General features: G+C 60.2%; 18 protein-coding genes. 6 read left to right on the forward strand and 12 right to left on the reverse strand.

Annotated elements, in window-relative coordinates; genetic code table 11:
• Window positions 1-60: 60 nt before the first annotated feature.
• Window positions 61-906, reverse strand: a complete 846-nt coding sequence (locus HDE72_RS10440) for a symmetrical bis(5'-nucleosyl)-tetraphosphatase (RefSeq protein ID WP_183740026.1) — start codon at window positions 904-906, stop codon at window positions 61-63.
• A gap of 521 nt (window positions 907-1427) precedes the next feature.
• On the opposite strand from HDE72_RS10440, the gene HDE72_RS10445 reads away from it, so the two are divergent.
• From HDE72_RS10445 to waaA, 6 genes are all read left to right on the forward strand, one after another.
• Window positions 1428-2621: an aminotransferase class I/II-fold pyridoxal phosphate-dependent enzyme gene (locus HDE72_RS10445; protein WP_183740029.1), complete on the forward strand. Its 1194-nt coding sequence runs from the start codon at window positions 1428-1430 to the stop codon at window positions 2619-2621.
• Window positions 2622-3619: 998 nt separating this feature from the next.
• The gene (locus HDE72_RS10450) at window positions 3620-4714 is read left to right on the forward strand and encodes an MraY family glycosyltransferase (RefSeq protein ID WP_183740199.1); all 1095 of its coding nucleotides are present in this window, start codon (window positions 3620-3622) and stop codon (window positions 4712-4714) included.
• A 148-nt stretch (window positions 4715-4862) separates the two neighbouring features.
• The gene (locus HDE72_RS10455) at window positions 4863-5171 is read left to right on the forward strand and encodes an H-NS histone family protein (protein ID WP_183740032.1); all 309 of its coding nucleotides are present in this window, start codon (window positions 4863-4865) and stop codon (window positions 5169-5171) included.
• An 88-nt stretch (window positions 5172-5259) separates the two neighbouring features.
• Window positions 5260-6642: a phosphomannomutase/phosphoglucomutase gene (locus tag HDE72_RS10460; protein ID WP_183740035.1), complete on the forward strand. Its 1383-nt coding sequence runs from the start codon at window positions 5260-5262 to the stop codon at window positions 6640-6642.
• Window positions 6643-6646: 4 nt separating this feature from the next.
• Window positions 6647-7669: a lipopolysaccharide heptosyltransferase I gene (gene waaC / locus HDE72_RS10465; RefSeq protein ID WP_183740038.1), complete on the forward strand. Its 1023-nt coding sequence runs from the start codon at window positions 6647-6649 to the stop codon at window positions 7667-7669.
• A gap of 22 nt (window positions 7670-7691) precedes the next feature.
• Complete coding sequence (waaA, locus tag HDE72_RS10470) at window positions 7692-8969, forward strand: lipid IV(A) 3-deoxy-D-manno-octulosonic acid transferase (RefSeq protein ID WP_183740041.1); 1278 nt, start codon at window positions 7692-7694, stop codon at window positions 8967-8969.
• Window positions 8970-9005: 36 nt separating this feature from the next.
• Here waaA and HDE72_RS10475 read toward each other — a convergent pair whose 3' ends face one another.
• The 11 genes from HDE72_RS10475 to miaB form a co-directional block, all read right to left on the reverse strand.
• Entirely contained in the window at window positions 9006-9908 is a 903-nt protein-coding gene (locus tag HDE72_RS10475; protein WP_409254960.1) for a M48 family metallopeptidase, read from the reverse strand.
• Between the two features lie 53 nt (window positions 9909-9961).
• A complete protein-coding gene (locus tag HDE72_RS10480) occupies window positions 9962-10702 on the reverse strand; it encodes a lysophospholipid acyltransferase family protein (protein WP_183740044.1) in 741 nt (246 codons plus the stop codon).
• Window positions 10703-10718: 16 nt separating this feature from the next.
• Complete coding sequence (gene gmhB / locus HDE72_RS10485; protein WP_183740047.1) at window positions 10719-11282, reverse strand: D-glycero-beta-D-manno-heptose 1,7-bisphosphate 7-phosphatase; 564 nt, start codon at window positions 11280-11282, stop codon at window positions 10719-10721.
• Window positions 11283-11296: 14 nt separating this feature from the next.
• Complete coding sequence (gene glyS, locus HDE72_RS10490) at window positions 11297-13399, reverse strand: glycine--tRNA ligase subunit beta (protein WP_183740050.1); 2103 nt, start codon at window positions 13397-13399, stop codon at window positions 11297-11299.
• A 35-nt stretch (window positions 13400-13434) separates the two neighbouring features.
• Window positions 13435-14352: a glycine--tRNA ligase subunit alpha gene (gene glyQ, locus HDE72_RS10495; RefSeq protein WP_183740053.1), complete on the reverse strand. Its 918-nt coding sequence runs from the start codon at window positions 14350-14352 to the stop codon at window positions 13435-13437.
• A gap of 175 nt (window positions 14353-14527) precedes the next feature.
• Window positions 14528-16081: an apolipoprotein N-acyltransferase gene (gene lnt, locus HDE72_RS10500; protein WP_183740055.1), complete on the reverse strand. Its 1554-nt coding sequence runs from the start codon at window positions 16079-16081 to the stop codon at window positions 14528-14530.
• Window positions 16082-16097: 16 nt separating this feature from the next.
• Entirely contained in the window at window positions 16098-16976 is an 879-nt protein-coding gene (locus tag HDE72_RS10505; RefSeq protein ID WP_183675106.1) for an HlyC/CorC family transporter, read from the reverse strand.
• A 114-nt stretch (window positions 16977-17090) separates the two neighbouring features.
• Entirely contained in the window at window positions 17091-17507 is a 417-nt protein-coding gene (locus HDE72_RS10510; RefSeq protein ID WP_183740058.1) for a DUF4259 domain-containing protein, read from the reverse strand.
• Window positions 17508-17510: 3 nt separating this feature from the next.
• The gene (ybeY, locus tag HDE72_RS10515; protein ID WP_183740060.1) at window positions 17511-17978 is read right to left on the reverse strand and encodes an rRNA maturation RNase YbeY; all 468 of its coding nucleotides are present in this window, start codon (window positions 17976-17978) and stop codon (window positions 17511-17513) included.
• Complete coding sequence (locus HDE72_RS10520; protein WP_183740063.1) at window positions 17962-19035, reverse strand: PhoH family protein; 1074 nt, start codon at window positions 19033-19035, stop codon at window positions 17962-17964. Before HDE72_RS10520 ends, ybeY begins: the two co-directional genes overlap by 17 nt.
• Window positions 19032-20399, reverse strand: coding sequence for a tRNA (N6-isopentenyl adenosine(37)-C2)-methylthiotransferase MiaB (gene miaB / locus HDE72_RS10525; RefSeq protein WP_183740205.1), 1368 nt, complete (start codon window positions 20397-20399; stop codon window positions 19032-19034). The genes HDE72_RS10520 and miaB overlap by 4 nt, the downstream gene beginning before the upstream one ends.
• Between the last annotated feature and the right edge of the window lies 1 nt (window position 20400).

Genomic DNA, 20400 nt, shown 5'->3' on the forward strand with positions numbered 1-20400 from the left:
CGATGGCTGCCTGCCGGGGCATACGACACATTCCGATTAAGCATATGCTCCAGAGCCTGGCTATTTCTTGTCTTTCCCGCCAGCTTGCTGGAATTGCGGGCAGCTGACCTGCAGCAGTGAGCGGTCTTCCAGGCAGACGGCGGACAACTGGCCGCCCCACACGCAGCCGCTGTCCAGGGCAATCAGCTTCGGCTCCAGCCGCAGTCCCAGCGCCGACCAGTGACCGAACACCACGGTGGAGTCGAGGCTGCGCCGTCCCGGCACGTCAAACCAGGGCATCAGGCCGGAACCGGCTGGCGCCGTGCCACTCTCTTTCATCTTGAAATCCATGACGCCGTCTGCCGTGCAAAAGCGCAAGCGCGTCATGGCGTTGACGATGCAGCGCAGCCGGTCGGCGCCGCGCAGGCTGTCGTCCCAGGCGGCCGGTTGGTTGCCATACATGCTGCGCAAGAAGTCGACCCAGTTGGGGCCGGCCAGCATGCTTGAGACTTCATCGCTCAGCTCTTGCGCCTGTTGCGCGCTCCATTGCGGCAGCAAGCCCGCATGCACCAGCAGATGGCCGTCCTGCTGCAGCACCAGCGGCCGGCTGCGCAGCCAGCCTATCAGTTCGTCAAGGTCGGGGGCTGCGAGGATCTCGTCCAAGGTATCGGAGGCGTGTGCGGGACGGATGCCGTTGACGACCGCCAGCAAGTGCAGGTCGTGGTTGCCCAGTACCGTGTCGGCCAGGCCTTGCTGCGCCAGCGCATAAACATGGCGCAAGGTGGCCAGCGATGCCGGGCCGCGATTGATCAAGTCGCCAGCAAACAACAGTCGATAGGGGCCATCAGCCGCCGTATGTATACACTTTTGTAATGTTAGCGTTTGTTCTTGACAGCCTTGCAGGTCGCCAATAAAGTAGGTTTTCATCAGTTATTCGGTGGTGGGATAGTTGTAAAACTAGCCGATGATACCGCTACCGGATGCTTTTGCTTGAGATTATACGGATGCGTAGAATAGTGATGCATAGAGTGATGCATTTATGCAGCAATACTGATGGTACCCCAAGCCCCGGTGCTGCCCTCCGCCAGGTCGATGTCGCCATAGCTGGGTATGAGAGAAACCGACAATACTGGTAAAATGCACGACTTGCTGTCGGTGTTCTTGATTACGCTCAACAGCGGCGTGATTTGTGTGTTGCCTTCTTGTTTATACTCGCGCGGATTTCCCCTGCGCCGGCTGGTACAGACGAAACACTACACTGTGCTGTGCCGCAGCATTATTTGGAAAATTTTGGCGGTGTGCCCTCGCTATGTCCCGATGCACAAGGTTTCAACTGCATCGTCGTCAGACAAGCGCCTACAACCCGCTGGCAAGAATAACGCATACACCCCTTTTACACTTACCGTTGCGCTCCTGGCGCACGTTGCTCCGTTGAAGATGAGAACATCATGAATGAATTAAGCGATATTGCTTCCTGGCTGGCGACCAATTCGGTCCACCACGAGTCAGGCGTACACGCCAGCCTGCCCGATCCTACCTTCGTCTCCGAAGGCAAGACCTTTGTTTCTTTCAGCAGCAATAATTATCTGGCGCTGGCCAACCACCCGCGTCTGGTGAGCGCTGCCAAGGATGGCCTGGACCGTTACGGCGTGGGCAATTGCGAGTCGCGCCTGCTGGGCGGTGACCTGGATGTCTACCGTGAACTCGAGCGTCGCCTCGGCGCGCTCAAGCATAAATCCGATGCGGTGCTGTTCGTGACCGGCTATATGACGAATATCGGCGTGCTGTCGTCGCTCGTCAAGGCGGGCACGATGGCGCGCCTGTACGGCTACCGCGCCGTGAAGCGCCGCAAATATGTGTATTATTCGGACGAATTCAACCATGTCAGCATCCGCGAAGGCATCCATATGTCGGGTGTGCCCAGCCACAAATACCGCCATTGCGACATGGGCCACCTGGAATCGCTGCTCAAGGCTGCCGAGGGCACCACGCCGATTATCGTCAGCGATGGTGTGTTCAGCATGGAAGGCACGATAGCGCCGATTCCTGACCTGGTCGCCATCGCCGAAAAATATGGCGCCATCCTGTATATCGACGATGCGCATGCGACCGGCGTCCTCGGTGAGAACGGCGGCGGCACGTCCGAACACTTCAATTGCTACAGCCCCAACATTATCCAGATGGGTACCCTGAGCAAGGCATTCGGCGCCATCGGTGGTTTTGTTGCTGTCGAACGCGATATCGCTGACGTGATCCGCCTGACCAGCTCGGCCTACGGTTTTACCTGCCCGCCACCGCCAGACCAGGCTGCGGCATTGATCGCTGCGCTGGACTTGCTGGTCGAAGAACCGCAACGGCGTCAACGCCTGTGGGATAACCAGCGCTATTTTGTCGAGCGCATGCGCCCACTGGGTTTTCAGCTGCTGTCGACCGAGACGCCGATTGTGCCTGTATTGATCGGCGACGCCGAGCGCTGCCTGAACTTCGCCAAGGCCTTGAAAGCCGAGGGCGTCCACGTCGACTCCGTGCAATTCCCGGCCGCGCCGATAGGCAAGGCACGCCTGCGTTTCATGATGAACGCCGGCCATACCCACGCGCAGATCGACCATGTTGTCGAAGTCATGGGACGTATCGGCGCCTAAAGAGTAAGCCATCTGCGACGGCGCTGTCTATCCAGCGCTGTTGCTGGTGGCCGTTGTCCCCTTCTCACATCCATTCAGGCCCCATCCTCAGCCTGCGTGGCCATGCTGCATCGACTTTGCCGGCCCTTCCTGCTACACCTCGCTACCATCTGCCGCTATGCAATATAGCGCAGCTCCGCCTTCCTTCCCCCTGACATCCATGACGCCGTTGGCCGTGTAAAAGCGCAAGCGCGTCACGCCCTTGATGGCCGCAGCTTCCTGATGAGGCAAGTGTTGTTTTTTTGCTGATAGTTCGGGTGCGCGGCAAACGCGCCGGGCGTTGCCGGGCTTTCACATAGAATCAGGTCTGAGTGCCCGGCAGGCCAGCGCCAGGCCAGTGTTGTCGACGGAAAAATCGCATGCCCCGCCAGCCAGATACATTAAAATTATCAAATTATTATTTCGGTGTATCAAATGGTAAATGCAGTTATCAATTGTACGAACTCTTGTTACGATCTCGACGCTCCGTAGTTTGCCCCGCAGTTCGCGATGCAGTTTGTAAGGCAGTGGGCAGCAGTTGGGAATAGATGCGGCACGCGTCATGTCCTTATTGTATGCTTAATTATAAATGTATTTATGGCAATATATTTTCTTACACAAGCATGCTTTTTTCAGCATGTTTCTGGTTGAAGAAGAGATATTTAATTTCTGCCAGGTATAAGCGAATATTTTTGTTATGCACTTGGGATTGAACCGCAGCGCCTGGCGCCATGGAGTGGGGATTTAGTGAGCATTTCGGTACAATGTCATAGTGGCGAAATATTTCAAATACCAGTTGTGATACGAAGCTGGTTTCGTGCCATCGCTGAAATTGTTAGGGGCGTGCCGCAGGATGGTGGATAGGGGCTTGCACAAGAGACGATCACTGATCGTTGAAGCACTCGGTGCAGCATAATTTTCTGTATTTTTTACCTGTCGATGGCTTTACGTGGCGAGCCCGATTTTTTATTGATAATAAAATGTTTTCTTTTATCGTGAGCTTCGTCGCATCCGGATTATTAACCCTGTTAATTATAAAGCAGGTGAGATTGCATAGTTCCGCACTCGATTCGGATTTCCATGGAGTACAAAAAGTCCATTCGCATTCAGTCGCGCGCATCGGTGGTCTGTCGATTTTCCTGGCGGTGGTGATCGGCGCCTTCGTATCGATCTGGCGCTTGCCTGCCATGACTTACTGGATGTTGTGCCTGATTTTATGTTCCGGAATCGCCTTTGCCGGGGGCATCGTCGAAGATTTTACGGGCCGGGTCAGTCCCATGGGCCGCTTGCTGCTCACCATGGCCGGTGCCTTGCTGGCGTTTTTCCTGATTGACGCACATATAGACCGTATCGACTGGGTGTTTTCCAGCTGGAAAATCCCCTACATCTGGTTGAGCTTACCCATTACCGTCCTGGCCGTGGCGGGCATCGCCAATGCCATTAATATTATCGATGGCTTCAATGGCCTGGCCAGCGTGGTCTCCATATGCATGTTGCTGTCACTTGCCTATGTCGCCTTGCAAGTCAATGATTCCTTTATCCTGGTGGCGGCCCTGTTGATGGCGGGCGCAATCACGGGTTTCCTGATCTGGAATTACCCTGTCGGCCTGATTTTCCTCGGCGACGGTGGCGCCTATTTTATCGGTTTCATGCTGGGCGAACTGACCTTGATGCTGGTGATGCGCAATCCTGAAGTATCGACCTGGTATGCCGTGCTATTGCTCATCTATCCTGCCTTTGAGACCTTATTTTCCGCTTATCGGCGCACTTTTATCCAGGGTAAATCGCCTGTAATGCCCGATGGCATACATTTACATAGTTTGATTTTCCGCCGCATCGTGCAGTGGACTGTGGGCCGCAAGGAGGCAAAGGCATTGATGCGCCGTAATTCCATGACCTCGCCTTATTTATGGCTGTTTTCCCTGACGGCGGTGATTCCTGCAACCTTGTTATGGCGCCATACCTGGTTATTGATTTTCTGCTCCATATTATTCATGGCATCGTATGTCTGGTTATATTTCCGTATTATTCGATTCAAATCGCCACGCTGGATGATTATCAATAAAAAGAAATAGGATTGTTTGATAAAATGCGCGCTTCCATGATATTGCGACGTCATGTCCATCCGCTGCAGACTGGTTTATTTGAATAGTGACTAGGCTGAATTGGGGACTTTTATATGCGCAATTTCATTCTGTTTCAATCATCATTAAAGGGTAAAGCATGACTTTGGAAACACTGACACTGGTGCAATTACGCGATCTGCAAGACAAGGTTCAGCAAGAATTGAGCAGCCGCGAGCGCGATGACTTGAACAAGGCGCGCGAGCAGATCAGGATGATTGCACAGCAGGCCGGCATTCCCTTGAAGCAGCTGATGCTCGAAGGCGTGCCGCCGCGCGCCAGCAAGGTGGCGGTACGCTACCGTCACCCGGATAATGCTGCAGAGCAATGGACAGGCCGTGGCCGCCAGCCACTGTGGGTCAAAAACTGGCTAGCATCAGGCAAGTCTATCGATCTGCTGCGCGTATAATTCGGTATATTCTTGGCGCAGTAGCAAGCTTTTTCCTGCTACGCTGCCTTTCCTGTTCCTTGTTCCTACTTTCATACCGATTAAAACCATGCTCCCACTGTCAAAAACGATCTTCAAAGCATACGATATTCGCGGCATCATCGATAAAACCCTGGATGCCAGTGTGGCGCGCAAGATCGGACAGGCCTTTGGCCGGGCCGCATTGGCCAAGGGTGAACAGCGGGTGGTGATCGGCCGCGATGGCCGTTTGTCTGGACCGGAACTGGCGGCGGCGCTGGCGCAGGGCTTGCAGTCGGCCGGTGTCGATGTGATCGATCTGGGCGTGGTCGCCACCCCGATGGTCTACTTCGGCACGAACGTGCTCGATACCCGCTCCGGCATCATGGTCACGGGCAGCCATAATCCGCCTGACTACAATGGTTTCAAGATGGTGCTGGCCGGTGAAGCGATCCATGGCGTAGCGATTTCCGGCCTGTACGAAGACATCGTCGCCCATGATGGCAGCGATAGCGCCAAGCCAGGCAGCTATGCCACGCATGACATCCGTGCTGCCTACCTTGAGCGCATCCTGGGCGACGTGAAACTGGCGCGCCCGATCAAGATCGCCGTCGATTGCGGCAATGGCGTGGCCGGCGCGTTTGCGGGCGACCTGTTCCGCGGCATGGGCTGCGACGTGATCGAACTGTTTTGCGAAGTCGATGGCAATTTCCCCAATCACCATCCTGACCCGGCGCATCCGGAAAACCTGCAGGACCTGATCCGCTGCCTGGCCGAGACGGATGCTGAAATCGGCATCGCGTTTGACGGCGACGGCGACCGCCTGGGCGTGGTCACCAAGGATGGCCAGATCATCTACCCTGACCGCCAGATGATGTTGTTTGCGGCTGACGTGCTGACCCGCCATCCGGGCGCGCAAATCCTGTACGACGTGAAATGCACGCGCCACCTGGCGCCTTACATCAGCAAGCATGGTGGCGTGCCGCTGATGTACAAGACTGGCCACTCGCTGGTGAAAGCCAAGCTGCGTGAAACGGGCGCCCCGCTGGGCGGCGAAATGAGCGGCCATATTTTCTTCAAGGACCGCTGGTACGGCTTTGATGACGGCCTGTATTCGGGCGCGCGCCTGCTGGAAATCCTCACGCGTGAAACCGATCCATCGGCCTTGCTGAACTCTTTGCCGCAATCCGACAGCACGCCGGAACTGCATCTGGAACTGAAGGAAGGCGAGAACGTCGCGCTGATGGACGTGCTGCGCCGCGATGCCGTCTTCCCGGGCAATGAGCAGATCATCACCATCGACGGCTTGCGCGTGGAATACGCTGACGGCTTCGGCCTGGCGCGGTCATCGAACACCACGCCGGTGATCGTGATGCGCTTCGAGGCGGAAACGCCAGCCGCTTTGGCACGCATCCAGGGCCAGTTCAAGAGCGTGATCCTGGCTGCCAAGCCTGACGCCGTCCTGCCATTCTGACGTCATGGCTGGTACTGCCGGCGCGCCAGCGCCCTTGAAAATTCTGCTGGTGCGCGTCTCCTCGCTGGGCGACGTGCTGCATAACCTGCCGATGGTGGCGGACATCGCGCGCCATTTTCCCGACGCGAGCATCGACTGGGTGGTCGAGGAAGGCTACACCAGCCTGGTGCGGCTGAACCCGCGCGTCGGCGCCATTTTTCCGTTTGCGCTGCGGCGCTGGCGCAAAAGCCTGGGCAAGCAAGAAACGCGCAGCGAAATCGCCGCCTTCTTCCGCAGCCTGCGCCAGACGCGCTACGACTATGTATTCGATACCCAGGGCTTGCTGAAGACGGGCATCATCATGGGCGCCGCGCGCCTGGCGCCAGGCGGTCATAAAGTCGGCCTGGCGAACGGCAGCGAAGGTTCGGGTTACGAAGGCCTTTCGCGTCTGTTTCATAGCAAGAGCATCCCGCTGAACCCGCGTACGCACGCGGTGGCGCGCGGCCGCCTGGTCGCTGCCGCCGCGCTGGGCTACACGGTCGATACGCCGGCCGATTTCGGCTTGCCGGAACTGTTGTCCGACACGCCGCGCCCGGAGTGGATGGGAGATGAACCTTACGCCGTGTACTTTCACGGCACGGCGCGTGACGCCAAGAAGTGGGCGCCCGCCAACTGGATCGCCCTGGGACAGGCGCTGGCGCCCATGCCCATCTTGCTGCCCTGGGGTTCGCCGAAGGAAAAAGCGGAAGCTGAGCTGCTGGCGGCCAGCCTGCGGAATGCGCGCGTGCTGCCGAAACTGTCCATGAGCGACGCCACTTTGCTGGCGCGCCAGGCCAGCCTGGTGGTCGGCGTCGATACGGGCCTGACGCATATCGCCGCCGCTTTCCTGCGTCCGACAGTGGAAATCTATGCCGATTCGCCGCTGTGGAAAACCGAAGGCAACTGGTCGCCCAAGATCATCAACCTGGGCGACAAGGGCGCACCGCCCGATGTGGCGCAAGTGCTGGCCGCCGCAAGGCAGCTGCTGGCAGAGTATCATCCTGCCTGAGCTTTTCTACACGGTTTACAAAATGCGACTTCTTTATACCCTCGCCTGGTGGCTGGCCCTGCCACTGGTGCTGGCGCGCCTGTGGCTGCGCGGCCGCCAGGAACCGGGCTACCGCCAGCACTGGGGCGAGCGCCTGGGCCTGTATGGCGCCAGGCCCGCTACTACTCCGATGTCGATCTGGGTGCACGCCGTCTCCGTCGGCGAGACGCGCGCGGCCGAACCGCTGATCGATGCGCTGCTGGCCGAATGGCCCTTATGCCGCATCATCCTCACCCATATGACGCCGACCGGCCGCGCCACTGGCAAGGCCCTGTTCGCCAAACATGGTGCACGCCTGGTGCAAAGCTATCTGCCCTACGATACGGGCGCCATGCCGGCCCGCTTCATCCGCCATTTTGCGCCGCGCATCTGTATTTTGATGGAGACGGAAGTGTGGCCCAACCTGATCCATCAATGCAATCGCCTCCAGGTGCCGGTGGTACTGGCCAATGCGCGTCTGTCGCAGCGTTCGCTGGGCAAGGCGCAGCGCCTGGGCAAGCTGATTGCCGACGCCGCACGCGGCATCGATCTGGTGGCGGCGCAGACGCAGGACGATGCGCAGCGCGTGCGCGCGCTGGGCGCGCAAAACGTGGTGGTCACGGGGAGCATCAAGTTCGACGTGGTGGTGCCCGAGGCAGCTTTGGTGACGGGAGCGCAGCTGCGTGCGGCGATTGGTGGGCGTCCCGTACTGCTGTGCGCCAGCACGCGCGAAGGGGAAGAACCCTTGATCCTCGACGCGCTGGCCCGCGCCTGCCTGCCTGCCGATGTGCTGCTGCTGATCGTGCCGCGCCATCCGCAACGTTTTGACGAAGTGGAAAAACTGATCGTATCTCACGGCCTGTCGGTGCAGCGCAGGTCCTCCTTGCAGCAGGACGATACTGTTGCCGCCAGCACGCAGGTGCTGCTGGGCGACTCCATGGGCGAGATGTTTGCCTATTACGCCGCCTGCGATTGCGCTTTCGTCGGCGGCAGCCTGCTGCCGCTGGGCGGACAAAACCTGATCGAGCCGGCAGCGCTGGGCAAACCGGTGCTGATCGGCCCCCACACCTTCAACTTTGCGCTGGTGACGGAACAATCCATCGAGGCTGGCGGCGCCGCGCGCGTGCTTGACGCCGATGCGCTGCTGGCGCAAGCGTCGGCACTGCTGCAAGATCCGGCGCGCTTATCGGCCATGGGATCTCGGGCACTCGCCTTTGCGAACCAGCACCGTGGCGCTACGCCGCGCACCATCGCGGCGATCAAACCTTTATTGTTGACCTAAATCTGGGGTCAGACCCGCCGGGTCTGACCCCAGTCGTTAAGCAAACAGCACCGGTAATTCCTGCGAGCGCTTTCTCAAGGCCTGCTTGGCGCCATCGTAATCAGGGTAGATCGATTCCACGGTGGCCCAGAAGCGCGGGCTGTGGTTCATTTCCAGCAGGTGTGACAGTTCATGCGCCACCACGTAGTCGATCAGCGGCAGCGCGAAGTGGATCAGACGCCAGTTCAAACGGATCTTGCGCTGCACCGTGCAACTGCCCCAGCGCGTGCCGGCCGAGGATAGCGACAGCGAGTCGTAGCCCACGCCCAGTTTGGCCGCGTACAGGTCCAGCCGCGCTTCGAACAGCTGGCGCGCCTCATGCTGGTACCAGGCTTTCACTTTTTCCTTCAATTGCGCTTCGGTGCCGGCTGGCGTGACCCAGACATGCAGTTCATTCGTGTCGCGCTGGAAGCTGGCGCGGTGGCGCGGCGCCTGGTGCAGGCGCAAGGTGATCTCGCCACCGAGATAAGGCAGCACGGCGCCTTCTATCCATGCCACTGGTGGCCGCTGCTGGCGCTCCACCTTGCGCTCGCCCCGTTCGCGCAGCTTGGACAAAATCCAGCCTTGCTTGGCGCGGATGGCGTTGTCGATTTCAGCCAGGGTGACGCGCTTGGGCGCCGTCACGCGCAAGCCGTTATCGTCGATCATGAAGCCGATCGAGCGGCGCGTGGAGCGGCGCAGTGCGAATTCGACCAGGTGGCTACCCAGCTGCAGCTGGCGCAGCGGCGGGCCGTCGGCGGTGCGCGGCGGCGAGGGTAGGGGGGGCGGAGAAGGAAGTGAGGGAACTATCACGGGCGCCACCACGGGCGGCGCTGGCGGTGCCGTGGGGCGCACCGCCGGGGGCGTGCTGGTCGAGACGTCGTGCGCGAACAAATCCAGTTGCCGGTCACCGACCTTGATGGTCTTTAACTGCTGGCGCAGGGTCGGCTCCTGGATGACCGCGCTGATGCCGTCTAGCCAGCGTTGTAGGCGTGAGGCGAAATGACGCGCATTTCTGATTCTATCCAATTTTCCACCTGTTGCATCATGCTGTCCGGGGTTTGCCCTTCCGGCGAAATCGGTTTGCCTATCGAGACCGTGATCAAACCTGGCCGCTTGAGGAATGACTGCTTGGGCCAGCACTCGCCTGAATTATGCGCAATCGGCACCACCACGGCGCCGGTGGCAATCGCCAGACGCGTGCCGCCACTCTTGTACTGGCCTTTTTGTCCGACCGGAATCCGGGTACCTTCCGGGAACATGATAATCCACTGTCCATCGGCCAGACGGCGTTTGCCGTGCGCCACCACGCTCCTGAACGCATGCTTGCCCTGCTTGCGGTCAATCGGGATCATGCGCAGCAGCGCCATCGCCCAGCCAAAGAATGGAATATACAAAATCTCTTTCTTGAATACGTAGACCAGCGGGCGTGGCAGGCTAGGCAAGAGGAAGATGGTTTCCCACGCAGACTGGTGCTTCGACAGCACCACGGCCGGCGCGTCCGGGAAATTCTCGGCGCCCTTGACTTCGTAGCGTATGCCACAAATGACCTTGGCACACCACAGGATAAACACGTTCCAGCGCGAGGTCACCCAATAGCGCTTGTTGTAGCTCAATGGCGCGGCAAAAAAGCACACGCAGGCCCAGACGATGGTGGCCGCGATCATGATGATCATGAACAGCAGGGATCGCAGGAACAGGGAAAAATTACGCAATGCAGTTCTCCGAAGATTAAATACTGGATGCCACGGCGGGCGCTGGCGCTTTGAGCAAATGGGCTACCACGGCCGCCAGGTCGGGGAAGACCTGGGTGCCGGGCGGCAGGCCGCCTGTCGCGTGGGTTTTTTCGCCCTTGCCGGTCAGGACCAGGTAGGGCACGCAGCCGCTGATGAAGCCAGCCTGCAGGTCGCGCAGCGAGTCGCCGACCGTGGGCACGCCTTTCAGGCTGGTGTTATAGCGCTGCGAGATTTCATGGAACATGCCCGGTTTCGGCTTGCGGCAATCGCAATTGTCGGCGCCGGCATGCGGGCAAAAGAAGATGGCGTCGATATCGGCGCCCACTTGCTGCGCCAGGGTATGCATCTTCTGGTGGATCGCGTTGAGCACCGTCATGTCGAAATATTCGCGCGCGATGCCCGACTGGTTAGAGGCGATCACCACGCGGTAGCCTGCCTGGTTCAGGCGGGCGATTGCTTCGAGCGAGCCGGGTATCGGCAGCCATTCGGCGGGCGACTTGATGAAGTCCGGCGAGTCATGATTGATGACGCCGTCGCGGTCGAGAATAATCAGTTTCATCGCCGGAGCTCCCATTACGCCGCCAGCTTGGAAATGTCGGCTACGCGGTTCATCATGCCGTGCAGCGACGACAGCAGGGCCAGGCGGTTGTTGCGCAGGGCGACATCCTCGGCCATCACCATCACGTCGTTGAAGAAGCCGTCGACATCGTCGCGCAGCTGGGCCAGGGTTTGCAGGGTGCCTGCGAAATCGCCCTTGGCAAATGCAGCATCGATTTCAGGTTGCACGCGCGAAACGGCGGCCGCCAGTTTTTTCTCTGCGTCGTCCTGCAGCAGCGCCACGTTCACGCCGCCGGCAGCCACCAGCTTGAGCGCTTCCTCGTTCTTTTTCAGGATATTCGTGATGCGCTTGTTGGCTGCTGCCAGCGAAGCGCTTTCCGGCAGGGCGGCAAAGGCTTGCACGGCTTCCAGGCGCTGCACGATATCGTCCAGGCGGTCCGGGTTTTGCGTCACCACCGCTTCGATCTCGTTTGGCGAGAAGCCACGTTCACGCAGGATGCCGCGCAAACGGTCCAGCATGAAGGCCGTCACTTCCGCGACCGGATCCTTGAAGCCGGGAATGGCGGAAAATTGCGCAGCCGCGTCTGCCAGCAAGCCATTGATCGACAAAGGCAGGCGTTTTTCCAGCAGCATGCGCAGCACGCCCAGCGCGTGGCGGCGCAGCGCGAACGGGTCCTTGTCGCCGGTAGGCGCCAGGCCAATCGCCCAGATGCCGACCAGGGTTTCGAGCTTGTCGGCCAGCGCCACGGCAGTGCCGGTAGCGGTGGAGGGCAGGCTGTCGCCGGCAAAGCGCGGCTGGTAATGTTCGGAGGCGGCCAGGGCGATTTCTTCCGGCTCGCCGTCATGGCGCGCGTAATACGTGCCCATGATGCCTTGCAGCTCGGGGAATTCGCCCACCATATCGGTCAGCAAATCAGCCTTGGCCAGCAGGGCGCCGCGTTCGGCCAGCGCCACGTCATTGCCCAGTTTGGCGGCGATGGCGCCGGCTAACGCTTTTACTCTTTCTGTGCGGGCAGCTTGCGTGCCCAGCTTGTTGTGGTAGACCACGTTGGCCAGCAGTGGCAGACGCGATTCCAGGGTTTTTTTCTTGTCTTGCTCGAAGAAGAACTTGGCGTCCGACAGGCGCGGGCGCACCACGCGCTCATTGCCGCCGATGATGTGCTCGGGCGTGTCGGTCTCGATGTTCGAGACGATCAGGAAGCGCGAACGCAGCTTGCCCGCGGCATCGGTCAGCGCAAAATACTTCTGGTTCGTCTGCATGGTCAGGATCAGGCATTCCTGCGGCACGGCCAGGAATTCTTCCTCGAAGTGGCATTCGTAGACGACTGGCCATTCCACCAGACCCGTCACTTCGTCGAGCAGCGATTCGGGCATCAATACCAGATCGGCGCCGGCTTTTTCCAGCAACTGGGCGCGGATACGCTCCTTGCGCTCCTCGTTGCTGGCGATCACGCTGGCGTTCAGGATCAATGAGGGCGCATAGTTTTCCGCGTGCGCGATGGTGACGGGTTTGCCGTCGGTCAGGAAGCGGTGGCCCAAGGTCGTGCGGCCGGCGCTCAAGCCCAACAGGGTCAAGGGCAGTACATTGATGCCATGCAGGGCGATCAGGCTGTGGGCCGGGCGCACGAATTGCACGGTGCTGCCGTCCGGGCGCTGATAGCTCATCAGTTTTGGGATAGGCAGCTTGGCCGCCGACTCGCTCAACGCAGCTTGCGCGCCGGTGGCGAGCGCGCTGCCAGGCGCCGTGTAGGTGTAGAAGAAGCTCTCTGCCTTGCCGTCGACGGCGCGTTCCAGGTCGGCCACCGTCAGCTCGGGGAAGCCGAGCGCGGCCAGTTTCTTGGCCAGTGGCGGCGTGCCGTTGCCGTTGGCGTCCAGCGCCACGGAGACCGGCAAGACTTTTTCACGGATCGATTTGTCGGGCGAGACTTCGCGCACATTGGTGATGGAAACGGCCAGGCGGCGCGGCGAGGCGTAGCTGGTGGCGACGCTGTCGGCTTCCAGGAAGTCGCGCGCTTTCAAGCCGTTCACAATCCCGGCGCTAAAGGCGGCGCCCAGCTTGGCCAGCGCTTTCGGCGGCAATTCTTCGGTCAGCAGTTCAATAAGCAGTGTTTGGTTCATGGTGTTCTTGTCTGGGTACGGCGTCAATAAGCGGATCAGGCGGCGGCTGGTTTGTCTGCGGCAGGCAGCATCGGGAAACCGAGGCGTTCGCGCGAGTCGTAATACGCTTGCGCGACCAGGCGCGACAAGGTGCGCACGCGGCCGATATAGGCAGCGCGTTCGGTCACCGAGATGGCGCCGCGCGCGTCCAGCATATTGAAGCTGTGCGAAGCCTTCATGATTTTTTCGTAGGCCGGCAGGGTCAGTTGCAGTTCGATCAAACGCTTCGCTTCCGCTTCATAGTTGCTGAACTGTTCGAACAGCAGGTCGGTATTGGCGTGCTCGAAGTTGTAGGTCGATTGTTCCACTTCATTTTGATGGAACACATCGCCATAGGTCAGCTTCTTCGTCACCCCGTTTTCTTCCCACTCGGTCCAGACCAGGTCATAGACGTTTTCCACGCCCTGCAGATACATGGCCAGGCGTTCGATGCCGTAGGTGATCTCGCCCAGCACGGGCTTGCAATCGAGGCCGCCCACTTGCTGGAAGTAGGTAAATTGCGTCACTTCCATGCCGTTCAGCCAGACTTCCCAGCCCAGGCCCCAGGCGCCCAGGGTCGGGCTTTCCCAGTCGTCTTCGACGAAGCGCACGTCATTTTGCTGCAAATCCAGGCCCAGTGCGGCCAGCGAACCCAGATACAGGTCGAGGATGTTTTCCGGCGCCGGCTTCAGCACTACCTGGTACTGGTAGTAATGCTGCATGCGGTTCGGATTCTCGCCGTAGCGGCCATCCTTCGGACGGCGCGATGGCTGCACATATGCGGCGCGCCAGGGTTCCGGGCCGATTGCGCGCAGGAAGGTGCCGGTGTGGAAGGTACCGGCGCCGACTTCCATGTCGTAAGGCTGGAGCAGGGCGCAACCTTGCTTGTCCCAATAGGTTTGCAAGGTCAGGATAATTTGTTGAAATGTGAGCATCGTATGAGTTCGCCGCGCGAGACAGCCGCGCGCTGTAAGGGTTTGCTTGAAGCGTGGCCACCTGTCGCCTCGATAGTAAATAGTGAGGAAACGGGCGGCCACGCCAGGGTTTGCTAATTTTAGCGGTTTTTACGGGCCGGCTGTGAGTCTTCCGGCAATATGGCCGGCGCCGCGCCTATTTATGCTTCTTGCGCGCCAGCAGGAAGGCGGACAGGATGGCCAGCGCAGCCAGGGCCAGCACCAATTTGTTGCCGTAAAGAATGTATGGCGTCATGCCGCCCATGCCTTGCACATTTGCTGCCAGGGTGCCTTGCGTGTCCGGCGCCAACTGGCTGACGACCTTGCCATTGCCGTCGATGACGGCGGTGGCGCCCGTGTTGGTGGCCCGCAGCATGGGGCGGCCTGTTTCCAGGCTGCGCATCTGCGAAATCTGCAAATGCTGCGGAATCGCGATCGAATCGCCAAACCAGGCCAGATTCGATACATTCAGCAGCACCGAGGCCGATTGCTTGCCATTGCGGTGGGCGCTGGCCAGCTGCTCGGCGATTTCTTCGCCAAACAAGTCTTCATAGCAGATATTGGGCAGCACCAGCTGGTCGCGCACCTGCAATGGCGGCTGTACATAGTCGCCACGGCCCATGTCGCCCAGCGGGATGGCCATCATGGCCACGAACCAGTGCAGGCCGGGCGGCACGAATTCGCCGAATGGCACCAGATGGTGCTTGCGGTACTGGTAAGACGGGCCCTGGCCGGTGATGCCCAGCGCCGCATTGTAAAAGCGCTGCTGCTCGTCGAGCACGGGCATGCCGACCAGCAGGGTGCTGTGCGTGTCGCGCGCATAGCTGGTCAGGGTGTCCAGATAGCCGGCCGGCAGCTGGTGCGGCAGCACGGTGACGGCGGTTTCCGGCGTGGCGATCAGGTCTGCCGGCGCGGCCGTGATGGCGCGCTGGTACATTTCCAGTGCGCCCAGCACGAAGCCGGGATCGAATTTCTGCTGCTGCGGCACATTGCCCTGCAACAGGCGCACGGAAATCGGACGGCCAACCGGGTGCGTCCAGTGCACATATTGCAAGCCGATACCGGCCGCGTACAGGGCGATCACGCCGCCCAAGGCAGGCCAGCGCGTGCGGTGTGTCAGCAGCAGCAAGCCGCCGGCCGAGACGGCCGCCAGCCAGCCCAGGCCATACATGCCGATGATGGGCGCGTAGCCCGCCAGCGGACTGGCATTGTGGGCGTAACCGGTGGCCAGCCACGGGAAACCCGTAAACAGCCAGCCGCGCGTCCATTCCAGCAGGGTCCAGCTGGCAGGCAGCACCAGCAGCACCATGGCGGGGATCGACAAGGTCCAGCGCTGGCGCAGCCAGGCGGCCGCGCCCATGGCCAGCGCCACATAGATCGCCATCAATAGCGCCAGCAGCGCCACGGCGGCGGCGGCCAGCGGCGCCGCCATCTCGCCAAAGCGGTGCATGGAGATATATAGCCAATGTGTACCTGCTGCGCACCAGCCAAAGCCGTAGGCCCAGCCGATCAGCGCGCCAGACTTGACGCTGGAGGCGCGCAGCACTTGATAAAACAGTACGCCCAGGCTGAGGATTTGCAGCGGCCAGTAGCCGAAAGGGGCGAACGCCAGCACCGCGACCGCGCCGGCAACGGCCGCGATCAGCATGCGCGCCCGCGTGCTGCGGGGCGGTTTGGCGGGGTCGGAGGGGGCGGCGCGTCTGAAACGCATTTACAGTCCGCGCATCTTAAAGTTCCAGTTCCGGCACGTCGGGCAGGCGCTCGACCAGCAGCACATGCACCTGGCGCGCGTCGGCGCGCAGCACCTCGAAGCGCAAATCGCCCAGGTCGAAGATATCGCCCTTGTGCGCCATGCGGCCCAGGTGTTTCGAGACCAGGCCGCCGATGGTGTCGACATCGTCGTCCACCAGGTGAGCGCCCACTTCTTCATTGAACTGTTCAATTTCGGTCAATGCCTTGACCCGCCAGCGGGGGCCGAACTGGCCTTCCTTGAGCGACAGGACGTTGTCTTCGGCTTCATCGAAGTCGTATTCGTCCTCGATATCGCCAACGATCTGTTCCAGCACGTCTTCGATGGTGATCAGGCCGGCTACGCCGCTGTATTCATCGACCACGATGGCCATGTGATTGTGGTTGGCGCGGAAATCGCGCAGCAGCACATTCAGGCGTTTCGATTCGGGGATAAAAATGGCCGGCCGCAGCATGTCGCGCACGTCGAAAGTTTCTTCTGCGTAATAACGCAACAGATCTTTCGCCAGCAGGATGCCGATCACCTTGTCGCGTTCGCCCTCGATCGCGGGAAAACGCGAGTGGGCGGTGGACAGGACTTCCGGCATCCATTCCTCGATCGGCTTGCTGATGTCGATGACATCCATTTGCGAACGGGGGATCATGATATCGCGTGCGCAGAGATCCGATACCTGGAACACGCCTTCGATCATCGACAGGGCGTCGGCGTCGATCAGCTTGCGTTCATGCGCATCGTGTAGAACTTCGAGCAATTCTGCTCGGTTCTCTGGCTCGGGGGAAATGAGTGCGGTCAGGCGTTCAAACAGTGACCGGTGGGGCTTGACGTCAGTTCTGACGCCACTAGGGTGCTCGGGCATAGGAGGCGTGAGCCGTTGTTGCGAAGGGATATAGGATACACCAAAAGTGGGGTCTTACCGGAATTCCCCGCTTTTGATGCAGATTTGATACGATTAACAGGCTGTTGCCTAACGTTAGATTTTTCCCAGTACGCGCTGGCGCAAATCTGCTACATCGGCCTGCCAGTCGGCGAAATGTTCGCTTTCCTGCCACAGCTGGCGCAGTTCCGATGCTTCCGCCGTGATGCGCTCGAAAGCTAGTGTGGCTTTTTCCAGCAGCGGCGGCGTGACTTTTTTCTTGCAGGCCGCTACCCATTCATCGACCTCGGCCGTGGCCGGATCGTCCTGGCCTGGTTTACCCAGGAGGCGGGCGATCACTTCCAGCGCGGCCAGCGCTTCGGCGGCGAACGGCGCTTCCAGTTCGGCTTCGGTGCTGTCGATCACGTTGTCCAGTGTCGTTTCGACCAGTTCCAGGGTTTTGTATTCCTGCAAATCCTGCGCCCAATCCATGGCGTAGTCGTTGCCGAAGGCGTCGGTGGCCCAAGTGCTCATGGTTTATTCCTTGTATGGGTCGCTGATACCCAGCTTGGCCAGGATCCCGGTTTCCAGGCCTTCCATCTCGGTCGCCTCTTCGTCATCCATATGGTCGTAGCCCTGCGCGTGCAGCACGCCATGGACGATCAGATGGGCCGTGTGCTCTTCCACGCTTTTCTGTTGTTCCGCCGCTTCCTTTTCCAGCACGTCGGTGCACAGGATGATGTCGGCGCGGGTCGGCTCGTCGTCCGCCAGCGCTTCCTCACCCTCGTTGTAGGCAAAGGTCAGCACATTGGTGGCGTAGTCTTTTTCGCGGTAATCGCGGTTCAGGCTGCGGCCTTCCTCGGCATCGACGAAGCGGATGGTCAATTCGGCCGGCGCGAACAGGGCCGCTTGCACCCAGCGGCGTATCTTGGGCCGGGTGATGGATGCTTCCAGGCGGCTGTCCGGGTATTGCACGGACAGCGAGAGTTTATTTTTTTCGGACATTTTTGGCGCTAGCTGGTTTGATCAGGGGGAGTAGCTGAGTGGCGTCGGCATCGGCTGCCTGCGCCGTTTCATACGCGTCGACAATGCGGGCCACCAGCGGATGGCGCACCACGTCGGTCGAATTGAATTGCGTGAAGCCAATGCCGCGCACGTCTTTCAACACTTGCACGGCGTCGATCAAGCCGCTTTTCTGGCTCTTGTGCAGGTCGACCTGGGTCACGTCGCCCGTGATCACGGCCTTGCTGCCAAAGCCGATACGGGTCAAGAACATCTTCATCTGCTCGACGGTGGTGTTTTGCGCTTCGTCCAGGATCACGAACGCGTGGTTCAGGGTGCGCCCGCGCATATAGGCCAGCGGGGCGATCTCGATCACCTGTTTTTCAAACAGCTTTTGCGTGCGGTCAAAGCCCAGCAAATCGTATAGCGCGTCGTACAGGGGACGCAGATACGGGTCGACTTTTTGCGCCAGGTCGCCCGGCAAAAAGCCCAGGCGTTCGCCCGCTTCGACGGCGGGGCGCGTCAGGATGATGCGCTTGACGGCGTCGCGTTCGAGCGCGTCGACTGCGCAGGCCACGGCCAGGTAGGTCTTGCCGGTGCCGGCCGGGCCCACGCCAAAGCTGATGTCGTGTTCCAGGATGTTGCGCAGGTAGGCGATCTGGTGCGGCGTGCGGCCGCGCAAATCGCTGCGCCGCGTTTTCAGCATGGGGCTGGCGATATCGGGCTCGACAAAGGTGGAAACGGGCGCATTCGGCGTGCTTGCATGATGCTCGGACGCGGCCGAGAGGTTGGCGCGCTGTTCCACCAGCGCCAGCTGCACTTCTTCCAGCGGCACCACCTTGTTGGCGATGGCGTAGAACTGTTCGAGGATTTCCACGGCGCGCCCGGCATTGCTGCCGCCGACGATGAATTTTTCGCCACGGCGGAATATCGTCACGTCGAGCGCGGCGGAAATCTGGCGCAGGTTTTCATCGAGCGGGCCGCACAGATGCGCCAGGCGCGTATTGTCCAGCGGCTCGGGGATGAAGTAATGCGGCTGTATCGGGGCTTTGGTTTTCAACTGGCTCTTTTCAATGCGGGCGCGCTGGCGACCAACTCGCCGCGCAGGGTGTAGGAATGGCTCTCGGTGATGCGCACGTCGACCAGCTGGCCGATCAGGTGCAAGCCATCGGGGCCGGCGTCGAAATTGACCACGCGGTTGTTCTCGGTGCGGCCTTGCAGCTCGCGATCAATCGTATCTTTTTTCGAGCGGCCGTCGACCAGAATGGTTTGCACCGTGCCCACCATCGCCAGGCTGTATTTGCGCGTATTGGCATCGATGGCGGCCTGCAGCTGCTGCAGACGGGCCAGCTTGGTTTCATGCGGCGTGTCGTCTTCCAGGCTGGCGGCCGGCGTGCCGGGGCGCTTGCTGAAAATGAAGCTGTAGCTATTGTCGAAACCGACATCAAGAATCAGCTTCATCATGGCGTCGAAGTCAAGCTGGGTCTCGCCCGGGAAACCGACGATGAAGTCCGAGGAAATCGCCATGTTCGGGCGCACGGCGCGGATGCGGCGGATGATGGACTTGTATTCCAGCCCCGTGTAGCCGCGCTTCATGGCGCCCAGGATCTTGTCGGAGCCGTGCTGCGCCGGCAGGTACAGATGGTCGACCAGTTGCGGGATCTTGGCGTAGGCGTCGATCAGGCGCTGCGTGAATTCCTTCGGATGGCTGGTGACGAAGCGCATGCGCGCTATGCCGGGTATGTCGGCCACGTATTCGAGCAGCAGCGCGAAGTCGGCGATGTCGCCGCCTTCCATCACGCCACGGTAGGCGTTCACGTTCTGGCCCAGCAGGGTGATTTCTTTCACGCCCTGGGCAGCAAGGCCGGCCACTTCGGTCAGCACGTCTTCGAAGCGGCGCGATACTTCTTCGCCGCGCGTGTAGGGCACCACGCAGTAGCTGCAGTATTTGCTGCAACCTTCCATGATGGAGACAAACGCCGAGGCGCCGTCCACCTTGGCTGGCGGCATATGGTCGAATTTTTCGATTTCAGGAAAACTGATGTCCACTTGCGAAGTGCCGCTGGAACGGCGCAAGGCGATCATTTGCGGCAAACGGTGCAGGGTTTGCGGGCCGAACACCATGTCGACATAGGGCGCGCGCTTGACGATGGCGTCGCCTTCCTGCGAAGCCACGCAGCCGCCCACGCCGATCAGCAAATTCGGGTTGGCCAGTTTCAGTTCGCGCAAACGGCCCAGGTCGGAAAACACTTTTTCCTGCGCCTTTTCGCGCACGGAGCAGGTATTGAGCAGGATGACATCGGCTTCTTCCGGGCGCTCGGTGCGCACCAGGCCGTCGGAGGCGCCCAGCACGTCGGCCATCTTGTCCGAGTCGTACTCGTTCATCTGGCAGCCGAAGGTTTTAATGAATACTTTTTTCTGCATG

It is taken from the genome of Janthinobacterium saanense, assembly GCF_014200675.1.
Taxonomy (GTDB): Bacteria; Pseudomonadota; Gammaproteobacteria; order Burkholderiales; family Burkholderiaceae_D; genus Janthinobacterium.